The organism is Frankia sp. AgKG'84/4 (genome assembly GCF_023242965.2).
Classification (GTDB): Bacteria; Actinomycetota; Actinomycetes; order Frankiales; family Frankiaceae; genus Frankia.
In genome coordinates, this window is the sequence record NZ_JALKFU020000064.1 from 1 (window position 1) to 16389 (window position 16389).

A 16389-nucleotide genomic window follows, 5' to 3' on the forward strand; every position below is an offset into this window, starting at 1 on the left:
CGGCGGCGGTGGGCGGCGGCGTGCCGAGCCTGCGGGCTGGAAACCCCCAGGCGGCTGGGAGGGCGTACGCCGCGGGTGCGCCGGGCTCGACGCGGCCTGGCCGGCTGGCACCTGCGGATCACCCTGACGCCCGGCCAGAGCGTGGATGAGCTGTACCAGGCGGCGGGGCGGCTGACCGCGACCCTGAAACTGCGCGAACTGCGGATCAGTCCCGACCTGGAACGCGCGGATCGGGTCGCTATTGTCCTGGTTCGGCGCGAAGTGCTGGGCCGGGCGATCCGCGCTGACCTTCTCCCCGCGGGTGATCCGGCAGATTTGGACCGGCTACCGGTCGGTGTCCGGGAGGACGGTACGGCCTGGCTTCTGCCCCTGCGCGGTTCTCATGTGCTGGTTGCCGGGGCCACCGGTGCCGGCAAAGGAAGCGTGCTGTGGTCCATCGTCCGCGCGCTCGCCCCCGCGATCCGCGCGGGACTGGTCGAGGTCTGGGCGGTCGACCCGAAAGGCGGCATGGAACTCGCCTTCGGCGAACCCCTCTTCGCACGCTTCGCGGTCGACACCGAAGAAATCAACGATCTTCTCTCGGATGCGGTCCGGACGATGAACCGGCGCACCGGGCGACTCCGCGGGGTCTCCCGACTCCACACACCCTCACCCGGTGACCCGCTGATCGTCGTCATCGTCGACGAAGTCGCCTCGCTCACCGCCTACGTGTCCGACGCCGAACTGAAGAAGAAAATCGGGGCGTCGCTCTCGCTGCTGCTGAGCCAGGGGCGTGCCCCCGGTGTCGTCGTGGTCGGCGCGATCCAGGACCCAAGAAAAGACGTCCTGCCGCTGCGGGACCTGTTTCCCGTGCGCGTCGCGCTGCGGATGACCGAGAAGAGCCAGGCTGACATGGTCCTCGGCGGCGGCGCGCACGACCGGGGCGCGGCGTGCGAACGGATTCCTACCGGTCTGCCTGGTGTCGGCTACGTCCTGGTCGACGGTGACCCCGCACCCGTCCGGGTCCGCGCGGCCTGGCAGACCGATGACGACATCCGCGCGATGGCCGCGAGGAACCGGCCACCGTCCGAACAGCCCCCGGCGACGCCCCCCATGCCCCCGCCGGCCGCTTCCGCACCACCGGTGACCGGATGGACCCCCGTCATCCTGTCCGACACCGGCCCGGTGCCCTACCCGGCCCGACCGGCTCCCGCCGCGACACCGACACCGACGCCGTGGCCGACACCGACACCGACGCCGTGGCCGACGGATGAGACGACGATTCCCTTGCGGGGCTGGCCGATGCCACCACCCCCCGCGCTGCCCCCGGCACCACGTCGACGCGCACTGCCTCCGCTGCCCCCACCGGTCGACCTGGACGACGGCGGTCCTGTGGCCGAGGCGGCGTGGCGCGCCTGGGAAGCGCGCATGCGCGGCGCCTGACACGCCCCGCCGGAATCACCTTCCTTCCTCTTGCTTCCTCCGTTCACCCCCGGGCCCGCTCGTCGGACGCCCGGGGCGCTGAACCCTGCCCCCGCGAGGAACCCACAGTGACAGCACAAGCACTTCCTGATGATCGGCTGGTGGCGGGTGGCTGCTCCGCACCGATCCGCCTGAGCGGCCACACCGATCACGTGGACCGGGACACCGGCCGGACCCGAAGGGCGTACTCGTCGGCGGGACTACCGGGCGGGGTCGTGCACGTCCGGTGTAACAACCGGCGGGAAACGGTGTGCCCCACCTGCTCGCAGACCTACAAACGCGACGCCCGGCGGGTCGTGCTCACCGGCCTGACCGGCGGCGACGGACTGCCTGAGGGGGTCGGTGGTCATCCGGCGCTGTTCGTCACCCTGACGGCGCCTTCGTTCGGTCCGGTGCACTCCCGCCGGTCGCGGGGCAAGGGTGGTGACGCGCGGGCGTGCCGGCCTCGGCGGGGACTGTGCCCCCACGGCCGTCCCGCGGGCTGCCACGCCCGGCATGGTGACGGAGACCGGAAGCTTGGTACGCCGCTGTGCCCGGAATGCTTCGACTACACCGGCGCGGTCCTCTGGAACGCGCTGCTGCCCACCTTGTGGAAGGCGACCCGCGACCGGTTGGAATCCGCGGTAGCGGCGGCGTCCGGCCGGTCGGTGGCTGCGCTGCGCCGTGAACTGCGGATCACCTTTGCCAAGGCCGCGGAAATGCAAGCCCGCGGCCTGGTGCACCTGCATGTCGTGATCCGCGTCGATGGGCGCGGCGCGTCCCCGGACCAGATCGTGGCACCCCCGGCGTGGGCATCGGCGGACCTGATCGCGGACTGCCTGCGCGACGTCCTGGGAGACGTGGCCGTGTCCGCACCACACCCAACCGACCCGGCGGGAACGGCGGTCCGCTGGGGTGCGCAGATCGACATCCGGGCCATCGGCGTAGGACCGGATGACGGCGGACGGGTCGCGAACTACCTCGCGAAGTACCTGACAAAAAGCGTCACCGGCTCCGGACTACTGGACCGGCCGGTGCGCAGTCTCGCGCACCTCGCCCGACTCGCCCTCGACCCCCACGCCCGGCGAATGGTCGAAACCTGCTGGACGCTCGGCGCCGATGAACAGTTCGCGGCGGCGCTCGATGACGCGGCGGGACGCCAACACGGTCGGCTCCCGGGTCTGCTGCGCTGGTCCCACGCCTACGGCTTCGGCGGCCACTGGATCACCAAAAGTCGGCGGTACTCCACGACGTTCGGGGCGTTGCGGGGTGCCCGGAGGACGTTCGCGCGCACGGTCGCGGCCGTCGCCTCCGCCCGGGGGCTCCTCGATGCGTTCGGACGCCCGGACGGCGACCCGCGCACCATCGCCGTCGGATCATGGACCTACGCCGGACGAGGCAGGGCGACCGGTGACCATCCGCCCGGCGGTCTGTCTCCTGAGGGACCACCGGGGGGCACCGGTACCGGTGAGGGCGACGGGTCGGCCGGCAGATGACCGGGGATGTTCTGCCGTTCGAGGACTGGGACCCAGACGGCGGCCAGACCACACCTGCCGCCGCGATCGCCGTGCCAGAAGAAATGAGTGCCGAAGGCACCGATCTGCCTGCACGTCCTGGGGTGACGGTGCAGCGCAACGCGACCCCCGGTGTGGTGGTGGCGGGGGTGGGCGGGCGGGCTGATGACACCACCCATGACACTCACGCACCGGCGCAGACAGTAACGGATAGTGTCCGTCCTGGTTCTGGGCGTTCCGGTGGCGACGGTCCGGTGCTGTCTGCCGAGGAATGGGGGCGCGTCCAAGCGGCGCGGGCCCCTGCCTGGTCGGCGAACCAACGCGCACGTGCGGCGGCCATGTTCGGGCTGACGCTGCCCCCCGGCCAAAACACGCACGCCGCAGAGTAAACCGGACGGCCGTTCCTCCCTCTCCCGGGGAAGGGCGGCCGTCCGGCCTTTCGCGCTTGTTCTACGCAGCTTCCATAAGAAGATCCCCGGTGGTGTCCTGGGCATCCCCCTTCCACTGCATGTCAATCAGATCGGGATCGAAGCGGGCACCCTTGTAACGAGCCCTTTCGATGATCACCGCGTTGAGGTAGTCCTCTGCGATCGCACGCTTCCGCGACAACGGGTAGCTCTTCCACTCTCGGCGGATGTTCGCGGGCCGGGCCTTCGCTGCGGCGACAACGGCTGTGTGCCGCTTCTGCTCGGCGAACAACGTCCGCTCCTCCTCCTCGAAGAACCTCAGATCATCGAAATACCGGTCGGGGGTGATCTCCCGCTTCCGGTAGCGGGCCCGAAGCTCGGCTATCTGCTCCTGCACGTAGGTAAGGTCGCCTTGTTTCGTCCATGCGGTATCGACCAGGGCAACGGCCTGGCTTAGCTCCTGCTCAACCTTGGCGATAAGAGCGGCAGTCACGTAGGCGTCTACCTTCACGCCGTCCCGCACGACTTTTCCGCACCCGAGATTCTGCGTCTTGCACACGTAGGCGTAGCCACGACCCGAACGCGGCGCTCCGGACATCTTCCGGCCACATTCACCGCACCGCGTGATGCCGCTGTAGAGGTAGCGGCGGGCGTTATGCCCGTTCCCTGGCTGCTTCCGCGCACCGATCCGCGCCACGATCATTTCCCACTGCTCCGGCGTGATGATCGGCTCCCACTGGCCGATGACCGGCTGTCCGTCGGGGTCGCGGACGATGTCCAGCCACCGGCACGTTTCGCCCGTCTCGGGGTTGTCCTCGGACATCACGCGGCTACGCCACCCACACAGACGCGGGTTCCGCAGGTACGACATAAGGGTGCTGACCTGCCACTGTGCCCCCCGGGTGCCGGTGATCTCCCGCTCGCGCAACCCCTGGGCGATCGCATCGAGCGGGATGCCTGCGGTGACGTCGTCACAGATTTTCCGAGAGATCGGGGCCTCGACCGGGTGCAGCGTGACATGATCGTTGGCCCAGCCGAACGGGCGGGGCCCTGCGCCCGTTGATCCCTGGGCCTGTAGGTCCAGGTGCTTACGGCGCACGCGCCGCGCCGTGTCCGCGGACGCCTTGTTCGCGCAGGCCACCAGGATACGAGCGGTAAACCGGCCATTGTCCGTCAGAAGATCAATGCCACCGGTCAGACCGACCACCGGTCGGCGGTGGTGCTCGACAATCTCAATGGCATCTTCTAGGTCGCGGGGGTCGCGCGCCAACCGGTCAAGGTCGACAACCACCACACCCTCAATCACCCCGGAACGAAGATCCGCGAGCATCTGTTCCCATAGAGGGCGGACCACTCGCCACACAAGCGTCCCGTCCGGCAAACGGCGCTTCTTCTTCTTGTACGCGGACGTGTCGTTCTCCGGGTAGATCTTCCCCACGACCCCACCGACCCGCGCAACCCATGCCCGTTCGTCTGCCTCCTGAATGGCAATGCCATCCTCGGTCAGCTCGTCATCGTCAGAGATCCGCAGGTACAGACCGAACCGCCGGCCACTGAAGGACGTCAGGGACAGTGCACCGTCAGCATGCGGATAGGACGCGGGGACAGGGGTCCTCCGGCGAGAATCGCCGCTCTCCGTCATCACCATGAGATAAGTATATTTCGCGAAACCTACCGGTGCCGATGTCGAGGAACTGGCGGATGCCGGCCTCGGCGGCCAGGTGCCGGATGGCGCGGACCATGAAGGCCCGGTTCTCCCGGGCCATCTGCGGCACGCTCGGCGCCGCTGCGATGACCTTCGCGGCGGCTTCCCGGTCGGCGGGGAAGTTGTCCTTGCCGCCCAGGTAGTAGTCGTACATCCGGGCCGAGTGCGGCTTGTCGATGGCCAGGTCAACGGGCGGGCGGTCGGTGGTCAGTCGCGTCCATGCCATGCGCCCCGCGGGCTGCGGACCGTCCGTCGTCGTCACGGTCTTCCCTTCCTCACCGGCAAGCCGTTCACGATAAGGCCTGATTCGCCCCGAACGTTATCGTCCCGGCCGCGCAGCGCCGCCGGGTCCCGGGCATATTGGCTGGCATCACTAAGTGGAAAGGACCACGCGGAAGGTCGACGGGGCCCGGACCTGCATCGGTTACCGGGAGTACCCGAACTACGGCATGGTCAGCCGCTATTTCCTCTCCAGGCAGGTGTCGCTGGCCGAGGCCGAGCGCCGGCCTGCCCGCCGTCGTCGGCGTGGAGCGGGCCACCAGGCCGATCCACGACGGCCAGCGCCTCCGTCCGCGGAACCGACGGTTCCCTCGAGATCCTCCCCTGACCGTCGGGGAGGACCTCCGGAACGCGCCCCCGTGGTGCGGGCCCTGTGCTGGAACCGGTCGCCGGCGGTCGTAATCTGCGCGTCAACCTCGACCACTGGATGTTGACGAACGGGACGGTCTGCCGACATGGAACGCTGGGGGAGGACGCCGACGCTGCGCGGCGAGCATGTGCTGCTGCGCCCGACCCTCCCGTCGGACGCGAGGCCACTCGCCGTCGCCCACGACGACGACGCGACCCTCGAGTTCTTCCCGCACGGGATCGACTCGGAGCCGCCCTCGCCGGCGACCGTGGCGCACATGCTCGCCTCGCCCGGCCGCCTGTCCCTCACGCAGATCGACCGCGGCTCGGACGCGGTCATCGGCACCACCGCGCTCTACGACCTCAACCCCGAACGCCGCCGTCTGACCATCGGCTACACCTGGCTGTCCAGCGCCGTCCGCGGCACGCCGGTCAACGCCGAGGCGAAACTCCTCCTGCTCACCCACGCCTTCGAGACCCTCGAGGTCGTCCGGGTCGAGTTCAACGTCGACGACCGCAACACCCGCTCCCGGCGCGCGGTCCTGGCGCTCGGCGCAGCTCAGGACGGCGTGCTGCGCAAGCACGCCAGGAGGCGCGACGGCTCGTGGCGCGACACCGTCATCTTCTCCATCGTCGACGACGAATGGCCCGCGGTCTTCCGCCGCCTCACCGCGCGCGTGAACGCCCTGCGATCCCCACGCCCGGACGAGCGCCCCTCCCGCTGGACCTGACCGGCTCAGATCGGGAGGCGATGCGGCGGGGTCAGCCGTCCGCGTCGCCGGCCAGGGCGTCGGTGATGCGGTCGAGGGTGGCGAGGTCGGCGGGGGACAGGTGCAGCAGTACCTCCGGCGGGTCGTTGAGGAGGCGTTCGGCGCGGTGGGCGGTGTCGCGCCCGGCGTCGGTCAGCTCGACCACGCGGCGGCGGCGGTCGTCCGGGTCGACGGTGCGCAGGACCAGCTCGCGGCGTTCCAACTCGTCGATGACGACAGTGGTGTACGGGCGGTCGGTGGACAGGGAGACGGCGAGCTCGTGCATCGTGCTGGGACCGCGGGCCAGCCGCAGCAGCGCCTTCACCCGGATGAAGCTGAGGTCGAGGGTCTCGCAGACCTCGCGGCGGCGGCTGTGCCGGTCGAGGACCATCGTCCGCATCCGCCGCCAGACCCGCTCGGCCGCATCCGCCGCCGGCGCGTCGAGGAGCTGGTCGGCCGTCACCGCGACGGGGTTGGTGCCGTCGGGACTGCTGTCGTCGGAACTGCTGCCGTCGGGACTGCTGTCGTCGGAACTGCTGCCGTCGCGGCGGGGGCCGACGAGGCTGGGATCGCCGCGGTGGAGGACGGTGCGGTGGAGGACGGTGCGGTGGCCATCGCGGCGGCGGCCTGCTGGGCGCGGGCCAGGGCCCACCGGCCGGTGGTGAGCAGGCCGAGGAGGGCGACGGCGGCGCCGCAGCCAGCGATGATCCACCAGCCGGCGGGGTCGGTGGGGTCGACGCGGGTGCCGCCGAGGCCCTTGCTCGCGGCGATGGAGCCGATCACGGCGACGCCGAGGGCCTGGCCGAGCTGCCTGCTCGTGGAGGCCACCGCGGCGGCCACGCCGGCCTGGGAGTTCGGCAGGCCGGCGACCGCCGTGGTGGTGATCGGGGCGTTGACCATGCCGAACCCCAGCCCGAACAGCGCGTAGGCGACGAAAAGCAGCGCCGTGCCGGTATCGGGCCCCAGCACGGTGAGCAGCGCCCCGCTGACGGCCATGCACGGGCCGGAGATCAGCAGCGACGGCCGGGGGCCGTAGGCGCCGACGAGCCGGCCGGAGACCGGCGCGGCCACCGCGGTCACCGCCGCCATCGGCAAGGTGAACAGGCCGGCGTGCAGCGCGGAGAAGCCGCGCACGTCCTGGAGGTAGAGCGTGTTCAGGAACAGGAAGCCGCCGAGGGCGACGAACGCGCTGACGGCGATCAGGGTGGCGCCGCTGAACGGCGGGCTGCGGAAGAACCGCAGGTCGAGCACCGGGTCCGCGCGCCGCAGCGACCAGCCGGCGAACGCGGCGAGCCCGACGGCGACGGCGGCGAGCGTCCCCAGCGTCTGCGCGGACACCCAGCCGGCGGCCGGCGCCTCGATCAGCGCGTAGACCAGGGCGCCGAACGTCAGCGCGAGCAGCACCTGGCCGACCGGGTCGAACCGCCGCGCCCGCGCCGCCCGCGACTCGGGGACGTACAGCCTGGTCAGCACGAAGGCGGCGAGGCCGACCGGCACGTTGATCCAGAAGATCGCCCGCCAGCTCGCCTGGTCGACGAGCAGCCCGCCGAGGACCGGGCCGGCGGCGAGGCTCAGGCCGATGATCGCGCCCCACACGCCGATGGCCCGGGCGCGCTCGCGCGGTTCGGTGAACGTGTTGGTGATGATCGAGACGGCCACCGGGTTGAGCATCGACCCGCCGACGGCCTGCAGGGCGCGGAACCCGATCAGCCAGCCGAGGCTCGGGGCGACGCTGCACAGCAGCGACCCGGCGGAGAACAGCACGAGGCCGGTGCGGAACACCCGCCGGCGCCCGAAGCGGTCGCCCATCGAGCCCGACAGCATCAGCAGGCTGGCGAGCACGACGACATAGGCGTCGATGGTCCACTGCAGGCCGGCCACGGAGGCGTGCAGGTCACGCTGCAGCGCCGGCAGCGCGACGTTGAGGATCGTGTTGTCCAGGCCGACCAGGAACAGGCTGGAGCAGCAGATGCCGAGCACCAGGTAGCGCCGGCGCAGGCTCAGCTCGGCGGACGCCGGGGGGAGTGTGGCTGGTCGCCGTAGCCGCCTCGCCATCGGCAACTCCGATCGTTGTAGGTCTAAAACAGTTACGACGCTACAACTAAATCGGCGGGCGCGGGGCGGATGCGGCTGTGAGTCATCAGTCTCCGGTCGCCTGCGACGGCTCGCGGGACAGGGTCGCCTCCTGCGGACGGCTGCCGCCCGGGCCGCGCTGGCGCCGCCACGTCCGGGTGTCCCGGGGCTGCGCGTAGGGCTCGGTGTGCGCGGGATGGCCGTCGAGCAGGGCCCGCTCGCGGGCGATCTCGGCGTCGAACTCCAGGCCGAGCAGCACGGACAGGTTCGACAGCCACAGCCAGATCAGGAACACGATGACGCCGGCGAGGGTGCCGTAGGTCTTGTTGTAGGCGCCGAAGTTCGCCACGTACACCGCGAACCCAGCGGACGCGGCGAGCCACAGGACCACGGCGAGGACGGTGCCGGGCGTCAGCCAGCGGAACCCGCGCACCCGCACGTTCGGCGCGGACCAGTACAGCAGCGCGATCATCACCGACACCAGCACCGCCAGCACCGGCCACTTCGCGTACGACCAGACGTGCAGCGACGCGACGTCGACGCCGAGAATCCGCCCGACCCGGTCGGCGACCCCGCCGGACAGGAGGACGATCCCGGCACTCGCCGCGAGCAGAACGACGATCAGCACGGTGACGGCGAGGCGGAGTGGCACGACCTTCCACACCGGCCGGCCCTCGCGGATGTCGTAGACGACGTTCGCGGCCCGGATGAACGCGGCGATGTAGCTCGACGCCGACCACAGCGCGCCGACCAGGCCGACGATGGCGAGAACACCACCCGTGCCGGGACTGGCCCGGATGCCGGTGACGGCGTCACGCACGATGTCGCGGGCCGACCCGGGCGCGAGCTGCTGCACGTTGGTCAGGATCGTGTCCGCGGCCCACTGGCTGACGAACCCGAGCGTCGAGACGAGCACCAGCAGCGCGGGGAAGATCGCCAGTACGCCGTAGTAGGTCAGCGCGGCCGCCCGGTCGGGCAGCTCGTCGCTGCGGACCTCGGCCACCGTGCGGCGCAGCACGGCGAACCACGACCGCCCCCGTAGCTGGGAGGGCCGTTCGGGCACGGCACCCGCGCCGGCACAGACAGCGGCAACGGCCGGTTCGGTCGGGGGAACGCCACCGTGAGGTGCTGCCTGCGTCCCCGGCCCGCCGTCCGTCGCGTGCGTGTTCTTCCGCCGGCGGCGTCGCCAGGTCGCAGCCATAGGACAGTCTTTACCTTGTCACCGCGGGCGAAACCGCGACTATCGCCGAGATCGCCTCGCGCCGCTACGGAACCTCGGCCACCTCGGCCACCTCAGGCACCTCGGCCACCTCGGCCACCTCAGGCACCTCAGGCACCTCAGGCACCTCGGACACCGCGGGCACCCTCCCGGACCCCGCCGGCCCGCTCAGGTGCCGTCCGGGAAACGCCTGGGCCGGCGTGGCAGCGGGCCCTGAGGCCCTTCCCCGGCGCAACACCGAATCGATGAGGTGTGCCGACCCGATAACTCCGTTCGCCGCCGGTCGGCCGGTCCGCGAACTATGTTCGACGAGCCATCGCTGATCGCGGATCCGCCGTCACGACGGAGTGTCGGATGCAGGCGCATGAACGCTGGGAAGGGGGCGTCGCGATTCACGCGGACGACATTAACGCCCACCGCGGGCACATGCCCAGCTATGACGGTCGAGGCAGATTCCGGGCCGGTCCGGTGGCTGGGATGGCAGCTGCCATCGTTCCTGGCCACATCATTATCGCCGGGCCGGGTTTGTCTGGTCCATGGTTGGCTGAACGTCGAACGGTGCGCGGTCCACCGGCGCGGCCGGGCGGGCGTCCACGGCAGACGAAGGAAAACAATCGTGCGGCACAGTGGTGAGACTCCCGCCGCCTGCGCCCCTCGGGCGGAGGCGTTCCGCGACGCCGATGACGACCGGCATTTCCGCGACGTGGTCGACGCCATAGAGCTGCAGTACACCCTCCCGTCGTTCCGGGCCTACAAGAGCGCGGTGCTGCGGCAGCTGGATCTGCGCCCGGGTGACGCGGTGGTGGACGTGGGGTCGGGTCTCGGGCACGACGCCGTCGCCATCGGTGCGCTCGTCGGGCCGACCGGCACCTGCGTCGGTGTCGACCTCAGTGTCAGGCTCGTCGAACGCGCCCAGGCCCGGGTGCCGGCCGGCGTGGGCAACGTGTCGTTCACCGTCGGCTCGGCCCTCGACCTTCCCCTCGCGCCAGCCAGCCTGGACGCGGTGAAGGCGGACCGGCTCCTCATGCACCTCGACGATCCGCGGGAACTCCTCGCGCAGGCACACCACGTGCTGAAGCCGGGTGGGCGCGTCGCGATCGTGGAGCCTGACTGCGCCACCGTCACCATCACGAGCACCGATCGGGCCGCGACCCGACGGTTCACCGACGCCTGGTGTGACAGTTTCCGGCACGGCTGGATCGGCCGTGACCTGCCCGCGCTCGCCCGCCGGGCGGGCTTCGCCGACCTCGTCCTCACCGGCCACCTGGTCACGGCGCAGGGCTTCGCCGAGGTCGACATGCTGCTGGAGGTCAGCCGCACCGTCGCCCGCATCGAGGCCGACAACGGCCCGGGCCCACTCACCGCCTGGCTCGCCACGCTGCGCGACGACGTCCGTGACGAACCCGTACGGGCCACCGTCACGATGTTTCACCTCACCGCCCGCCGGTAGGCGCGCACCGTCCCGGCGAGGCCCGTCCCGGCGAGGCCCGTCCCGGCGAGGCCCGGCCCGGCTCGGCTCGGCTCGGCCCGGGTCGCCGGCCTGGTGCCGGGTACAGGCAGGGGACAGGCCCGGCGTCGGGCCGCCAGGTTCGGCGCGGGCGGTGACGAGCACGGGAGGGACGTCGTGAAGGCTGTCGTCTTTCACGGTCCAGGAGACATCCGCGTCGATCAGGTGCCTGAGCCGAAGATCGTCGAACCGATGGACGCGATCGTCCGACTGACCGCCAGCGCGCTGTGCGGCACCGATCTGCACATGGTCCGCGGCACCATGCCCGGGATGCGCCCGGGCACGATCCTCGGCCATGAGGGGGTGGGGATCGTCGAGGAGGTCGGGCGTTACGTCCGTAATTTCCGGCCCGGTGACCGGGTGGTCATCCCGTCGACGATCGCCTGCGGATCGTGCTCCTACTGCCGCGCCGGATACCACGCGCAGTGCGACCACGCGAATCCGAACGGCATGCAGGGCGGTTCCGCGTTCTTCGGCGGCCCGATTGCCACCGGCCCGTTCGACGGGCTGCAGGCCGAGTACGCCCGGGTGCCCTTCGCTAACGTCGGGTTGGTCCCCCTGCCCGACAGTGTTAGCGACGACCAGGCGATCATGATCTCGGACATTTACCCGACGGGATGGTTCGGCGCGAAGCTGGCGGAGGTCGGGACGGGGGACACGGTCGCGGTCTTCGGCGCCGGCCCGGTGGGGCAGTTCGCGGTGCTCTCGGCGTTCCAGCTCGGCGCCGGGCGGGTCATCGCGGTCGACGGTGTCGCGTCCCGACTCCAGGGGGCTCGGGCACTGCATGCCGAGACCGTGAACTTCAACGAGGAGGACCCGGTCGAGATCATCCGGGAGATGACCCGCGGGGTGGGGGTCGACCGGGTGATCGACGCCGTCGGTGTGGACGCGCGCCGTCCCGTGTCCGGCCCGGCGACCCCGGACGCACCCACCGACGCCGAGTTCGACCACGAGCAGCGAGCCGCGACCGGTGGCGAGGACCATCCGGCGGGACGTGGCTGGGCGGCCGGGGACGCGCCGTCGCAGGCCTCGCGCTGGGCCACGGAGGCGGTCGCGAAGGCGGGGACGATCGGCGTCGTCGGCCTCTACCCGGACAGTTTCCGGGCCTTTCCGATCGGCGTCGCGTTCAACCGGAACCTGAGCGTGAAGCTCGGGGTCTGCCACCACCGCCGCTACATCCCGCGGTTGCTGTCGATGGTCGAGGCGGGCCAGGTCGACCCCGCGGAGATCATCACGCAGCACCGCCCGGTGTCCGGCGCGGTCGAGGCCTATCAGGCGTTCGACCGCCAGGAGGCCGGCTGGACGAAGGTCGCCCTCGACCCCGCGGCCTGACCCGGCCGCTGACCGCGGTCTGACCGGGGATCGAGGTCTGCCCGCGGTGGGGGAGGGTGGGTGGATAAGTGCGACGGCGTGGTCGGTCCAGGAGCTCAACCGGGCGCCGACCTTCCTGGTGGACGGACTCGTCGTCGGCACCGTGGGCCACCACCGGCCGTCGCACCAGCGCCGAACTCACCCTCACCGCCGCCACCGGGATCGGCCCCGCCCCGCGCCGCCGCGCGATCGAGGCCGAGGGCGAACGCCTGCTCACCTTCCTCCACCCGGGCGCCACCCCCACGATCACCTGGGACTGACCGCGCCGCTGCACCTCCTGGCGGGCCAGCGGCACACCTTGACATGTGACCAATAGGTCACGTATTTTCGTGGTCGTGGACGAGGTGTTCCGGGCGCTGGCCGACCCGACCCGCCGGGCGCTGCTCGACGAGCTGTTCCGTGAGGACGGGCAGACGTTGGGCGCGCTCGAGGAGCGCTTCGCGATGAGTCGCTTCGGCGTGATGAAGCACCTGAAGCTGCTGGAGGAGGCCGGTCTGGTCGTCACCAGGCGGCGTGGCCGCGAAAAGCTCCACTTCCTCAACCCGGTCCCGATCCGGCTCGTCCACGACCGGTGGGTGAGCAAGTACGCCGAGCCTTGGGCCGCGGGCCTCAGTGAGCTCAAGACCATGTTGGAGCGCCCCATGGAAAAGATCTTCGAGATCTACCTCCGCACGACCCCCGAGCGCCTCTGGGAGGCGATCACCGACCCTGAGATCCGCAGCCGCTACCAGTTCGGCGCCCGCGTCACCTCGGACTGGACGCCCGGTTCGCGCGTCGAGATGGCCAGCCCCGGCGCGCCGGGACTGCTCGGTGAGGGCGAGGTCCTCGAGAGCGACCCGCCCCGGCGACTCGTGCACACGTTGACCGCGCTGTGGAGCGACGACGTGAAGGCCGAGGGCGCCTCCCGGGTGACCTGGGAGATCGAGCCGATCGCCGACTCGTGTCGCCTCACGGTCACCCACGACCAGCTGCGCGAGGGTGCGCACGACGAGCTCTACGGCGGCTGGCCGATGATCCTCTCCGGCCTCAAGACATGGCTCGAGACCGGGGAGCTCCTCACGACGCCGGGCTCGCTGAGGTACGGCGCCAGCTGACCAGCCGTCCCGGCGTGGCGCTCGGCGCGCGCAGTGCCGCCTACGCCTTGCGGCCGACCCCGCCGTAGATGAACAGCGGCTGCGGGTCGACCCCGGCCGCCGGCCGCCACAGCGGCGTCGAGACGACGCCGGGCTCCACGACCTCGAGCCCGTCGAAGAACGACGCGACCTGGTCAGGGGTGCGCAGGTTGTAGGGGTGACCGTCGGCCTGGGTGATCTCGATGGCCTTGTCGACGGCCTCGCCGTGGGTGCCATCGTTGAGCGTGAGGTAGCTGCCCGACCCGACGCCGTCGAGGAGCCGCCTCGCGATCGCCTGCGCCTCGCCGGTGTCGGCGACGTTGCCCAGAATGCCGAACATCACCAGTGCCACCGGCTGGGAGAAGTCCAGTACCTCGGCCGCCTCGGCAAGAATCCTGTCGGGATCGCGCACGTCGGCGTCGACGTACGCGGTGGCCCCGCCGGCGGCGCTGGTGAGCAGCGCGCGGGCGTGCACGAGGACGAGCGGGTCGTTGTCGACGTAGACGATCCGCGAGTCCGGGGCGATCCGCTGCGCGACCTCATGGGTGTTGTCGGCGGTCGGCAGGCCCGTCCCGATGTCGAGGAACTGGCGGATGCCCACCTCGCCGGCGAGGAACGTGACGGCCCTGACCAGGAACTCCCGCTGCGCGCGGGCGACATGCACGATGTCCGGGTAGACCTCGAAGACCCTGTCACCGAGCTCCCGGTCAGCCGGGAAGTTGTCCTTGCCGCCGAGCCAGTAGTTCCAGACCCGCGCGGAGTGCGGCACACTCGTGTCAACCCGTGACCATGCGCTCTGCGCCGCCTCATCAGCACCCATACGACATATCATGCACGTTCGGGCGAACTCGTTCCGCACCCCGCCCCGCCGGGCCGGTCAGCAGCGGCGGCACGGCAGGATCGACGCGCAGCTCGACCAGATCTTGTGACCGCCCCTGCGCACCTGATGGCCGATCCCTACAGGCGGGTGCGGACGGGCCGCCGCTGCGGGGGTGTGCCTGGGAGGACGCGGTCATCTCCGCGGCGCCGAATGGGCGGCGGACGTGTGCAGCAGCCGTCCGCTGGCGGCTTGGCTGGCGCTCGTCCGCGGGCGCTGATCAGTTCTCGTTCGCGGCCGTTTCGGCCCACTGCAGGACGAGCGGGAGGGCGGCGGGCGGAACAGTGAACCCGGTCGCCAGCCCGATGGTCTCGGTGTCGTAGCTCGCCTCGAGAAGTCCTTCGACGTTGTCGGGAATGAGCCCGCGCTCCTGAAAGGCCGCGATAATGCGCCGCACCGGCCGGGTGAAGCCGCGCAGGCTGCGGTCCGCGTCGTATCCGGCGGTGCGGTAGACGTCCGCGCGGTCGATGAAACCGCCGAGTCGGGCCGCCCGCACCAAGACCGTGGCCTGCGTCGGGGCCTCGTCCGCCAGCCTGTCCAGCACGGCCGCGACCGCATCGACGGTCCAGCTTTCGACGAGGCCCGCGTCGATCCGCCCGACACGTTCGACGTTTTCCAGCGACGACGCGGAGACGACGACGTCGAGGAGTCTGCGCGCCCGGTCGAGCAGGCCGTCAGGCTGCACCATGAAAAGCCTGCGGCCGGTGATGGCCCGCATCTCCGCGACCAGCTCCGGTCGTGGACCCCGCGGTGACTCTCGGACCCGGCGCCACCAGTCCTCCTTGACGTCGCTGGTCACGAACAGCGCGTCACAGTCGCGGGCCTTCGCCTCGTCCAGCAGCTCACACCAGACGAGATAGTCACCCGCAGGCGCATCGCCCGGTTTGCCCTTGTCCTTGTAGCCCGGCGGAATCTCGGCAAGCACGCGCTGGTGCGCGTCAGCGATCCGGGCGCTGAGCACGTCCGGCGTCGGGGGCGGCGCGACCCGCCCGGCGAGAATGTCGCCGAGTGCCGTCACGACCGGGTCGCTGGTGGAGTCCTCCAGGTAGTGGATACCGTCGGCATCGAACTCCGCGACGCGGTCCATCGCCCCGTCGAACCCGGCGTCGATGTCGGCCCGCAGCTCCGCCGACGCCTGCGGCGACAGGGACCGAGCCTTCGCCCACTCGATGAGCAGCTGTTCGGTCCGGCTACGCAGCTTGTCCAGGTCGGCGGTGAGCGCCAAGGTTCCCCGCGGGTCGCGCAGCACCCCGTCCCGGACGGACCAGAACTCGACCTTCACCTGGTGGGGGACCCACAGGCGATCGCCGAGGTTGGCCAGGACCGACAGTAGGCTGTCGCGCGCCTCGGAGCTGTACCGGTAGAGATTGATGAGCACGTTGGCGTCGGGCACCACGAGGCCGGCGGTGAACACCGACCGGAAATCCTGATCCGTGGGCGTTCGATACGCATCGAAGCCGTCGTAGAGGCCATGAACGGTGCGCGCCTGCGGCGGGCTCGGTGCTGGGCCGTCAACCTTTGTCATCCGCCGTGCCCCAGGTCCCGCATCGCTTCCGCGGTGAGCTTTCGCCCGAGGGTGGCGTCGACGATCCTGCGGGCAATATCGGGCTTGCGGACCTTCGCGGGCAGTCGCACGTGCAGATCGTCGGCCAGCGCGCGCAGCACGGCGACCGTGCCGAGCCCTGCCACGTAGCGGGCCGCCTCGTCGCGGTCGGACAGGGCCATGATCGCGTCGCGTGTCGCCTCGACGTCCAGTCCGGCGCCCGCGCGGGGCGCGCGGGGCCGGCC

Annotated in this window: 15 protein-coding genes; 7 read left to right on the forward strand and 8 right to left on the reverse strand. The window is 70.9% G+C overall.

Annotated features, from left to right (window positions below):
* Both MXD58_RS07005 and MXD58_RS07010 read left to right on the forward strand, forming a co-directional pair.
* Positions 1-1422 (forward strand): FtsK/SpoIIIE domain-containing protein (locus tag MXD58_RS07005; RefSeq protein ID WP_250609131.1); only part of this gene is annotated, 1422 nt, incomplete at its 5' end.
* Positions 1423-1529: 107 nt separating this feature from the next.
* Complete coding sequence (locus MXD58_RS07010) at positions 1530-2936, forward strand: replication initiator (protein ID WP_248838626.1); 1407 nt, start codon at positions 1530-1532, stop codon at positions 2934-2936.
* A gap of 468 nt (positions 2937-3404) precedes the next feature.
* Here MXD58_RS07010 and MXD58_RS07015 read toward each other — a convergent pair whose 3' ends face one another.
* Complete coding sequence (locus MXD58_RS07015; RefSeq protein ID WP_248838625.1) at positions 3405-5009, reverse strand: recombinase family protein; 1605 nt, start codon at positions 5007-5009, stop codon at positions 3405-3407.
* Positions 4942-5328, reverse strand: coding sequence for an SAM-dependent methyltransferase (locus tag MXD58_RS07020; RefSeq protein ID WP_374615743.1), 387 nt, complete (start codon positions 5326-5328; stop codon positions 4942-4944). The genes MXD58_RS07015 and MXD58_RS07020 overlap by 68 nt, the downstream gene beginning before the upstream one ends.
* A gap of 472 nt (positions 5329-5800) precedes the next feature.
* Here MXD58_RS07020 and MXD58_RS07025 point away from each other — a divergent pair, with 472 nt between their 5' ends.
* Positions 5801-6424, forward strand: a complete 624-nt coding sequence (locus tag MXD58_RS07025) for a GNAT family N-acetyltransferase (protein ID WP_248838624.1) — start codon at positions 5801-5803, stop codon at positions 6422-6424.
* A gap of 31 nt (positions 6425-6455) precedes the next feature.
* Here MXD58_RS07025 and MXD58_RS07030 read toward each other — a convergent pair whose 3' ends face one another.
* The 3 genes from MXD58_RS07030 to MXD58_RS07040 all read right to left on the reverse strand — a co-directional run bounded on the left by MXD58_RS07030 (position 6456) and on the right by MXD58_RS07040 (position 9578).
* The gene (locus tag MXD58_RS07030; protein WP_248838623.1) at positions 6456-6905 is read right to left on the reverse strand and encodes a MarR family winged helix-turn-helix transcriptional regulator; all 450 of its coding nucleotides are present in this window, start codon (positions 6903-6905) and stop codon (positions 6456-6458) included.
* Positions 6902-8497 (reverse strand): MFS transporter, encoded by a 1596-nt coding sequence (locus tag MXD58_RS07035; RefSeq protein WP_248838622.1) that lies wholly within the window; start codon positions 8495-8497, stop codon positions 6902-6904. Before MXD58_RS07035 ends, MXD58_RS07030 begins: the two co-directional genes overlap by 4 nt.
* Before the next feature lie 85 nt (positions 8498-8582).
* Positions 8583-9578, reverse strand: coding sequence for a YihY/virulence factor BrkB family protein (locus MXD58_RS07040; RefSeq protein ID WP_248838621.1), 996 nt, complete (start codon positions 9576-9578; stop codon positions 8583-8585).
* 772 nt (positions 9579-10350) lie between these two features.
* On the opposite strand from MXD58_RS07040, the gene MXD58_RS07045 reads away from it, so the two are divergent.
* The 4 genes from MXD58_RS07045 (at position 10351) to MXD58_RS07060 (ending at position 13706) form a co-directional block, all read left to right on the forward strand.
* On the forward strand, positions 10351-11184 hold the full coding sequence (locus MXD58_RS07045) for a methyltransferase domain-containing protein (protein WP_248838620.1): 834 nt from the start codon (positions 10351-10353) through the stop codon (positions 11182-11184).
* A 174-nt stretch (positions 11185-11358) separates the two neighbouring features.
* Complete coding sequence (locus tag MXD58_RS07050; RefSeq protein ID WP_248838619.1) at positions 11359-12573, forward strand: zinc-dependent alcohol dehydrogenase; 1215 nt, start codon at positions 11359-11361, stop codon at positions 12571-12573.
* A 68-nt stretch (positions 12574-12641) separates the two neighbouring features.
* Positions 12642-12872, forward strand: a complete 231-nt coding sequence (locus MXD58_RS07055) for a hypothetical protein (protein ID WP_248838618.1) — start codon at positions 12642-12644, stop codon at positions 12870-12872.
* Between the two features lie 69 nt (positions 12873-12941).
* Positions 12942-13706: an ArsR/SmtB family transcription factor gene (locus tag MXD58_RS07060; protein WP_250609133.1), complete on the forward strand. Its 765-nt coding sequence runs from the start codon at positions 12942-12944 to the stop codon at positions 13704-13706.
* 40 nt (positions 13707-13746) lie between these two features.
* Here MXD58_RS07060 and MXD58_RS07065 read toward each other — a convergent pair whose 3' ends face one another.
* The 3 genes from MXD58_RS07065 to MXD58_RS07075 all read right to left on the reverse strand — a co-directional run.
* Positions 13747-14556, reverse strand: a complete 810-nt coding sequence (locus MXD58_RS07065; RefSeq protein ID WP_248838616.1) for an SAM-dependent methyltransferase — start codon at positions 14554-14556, stop codon at positions 13747-13749.
* 265 nt (positions 14557-14821) lie between these two features.
* Positions 14822-16126 carry a PIN-like domain-containing protein gene (locus tag MXD58_RS07070; RefSeq protein WP_248838615.1) on the reverse strand — a complete coding sequence of 435 codons (1305 nt, stop codon included), beginning with the start codon at positions 16124-16126 and terminating at the stop codon, positions 14822-14824.
* A partial coding sequence (locus tag MXD58_RS07075) for a hypothetical protein (RefSeq protein ID WP_250609134.1) occupies positions 16123-16389 on the reverse strand: 267 nt, incomplete at its 5' end. The genes MXD58_RS07070 and MXD58_RS07075, both read right to left, overlap by 4 nt.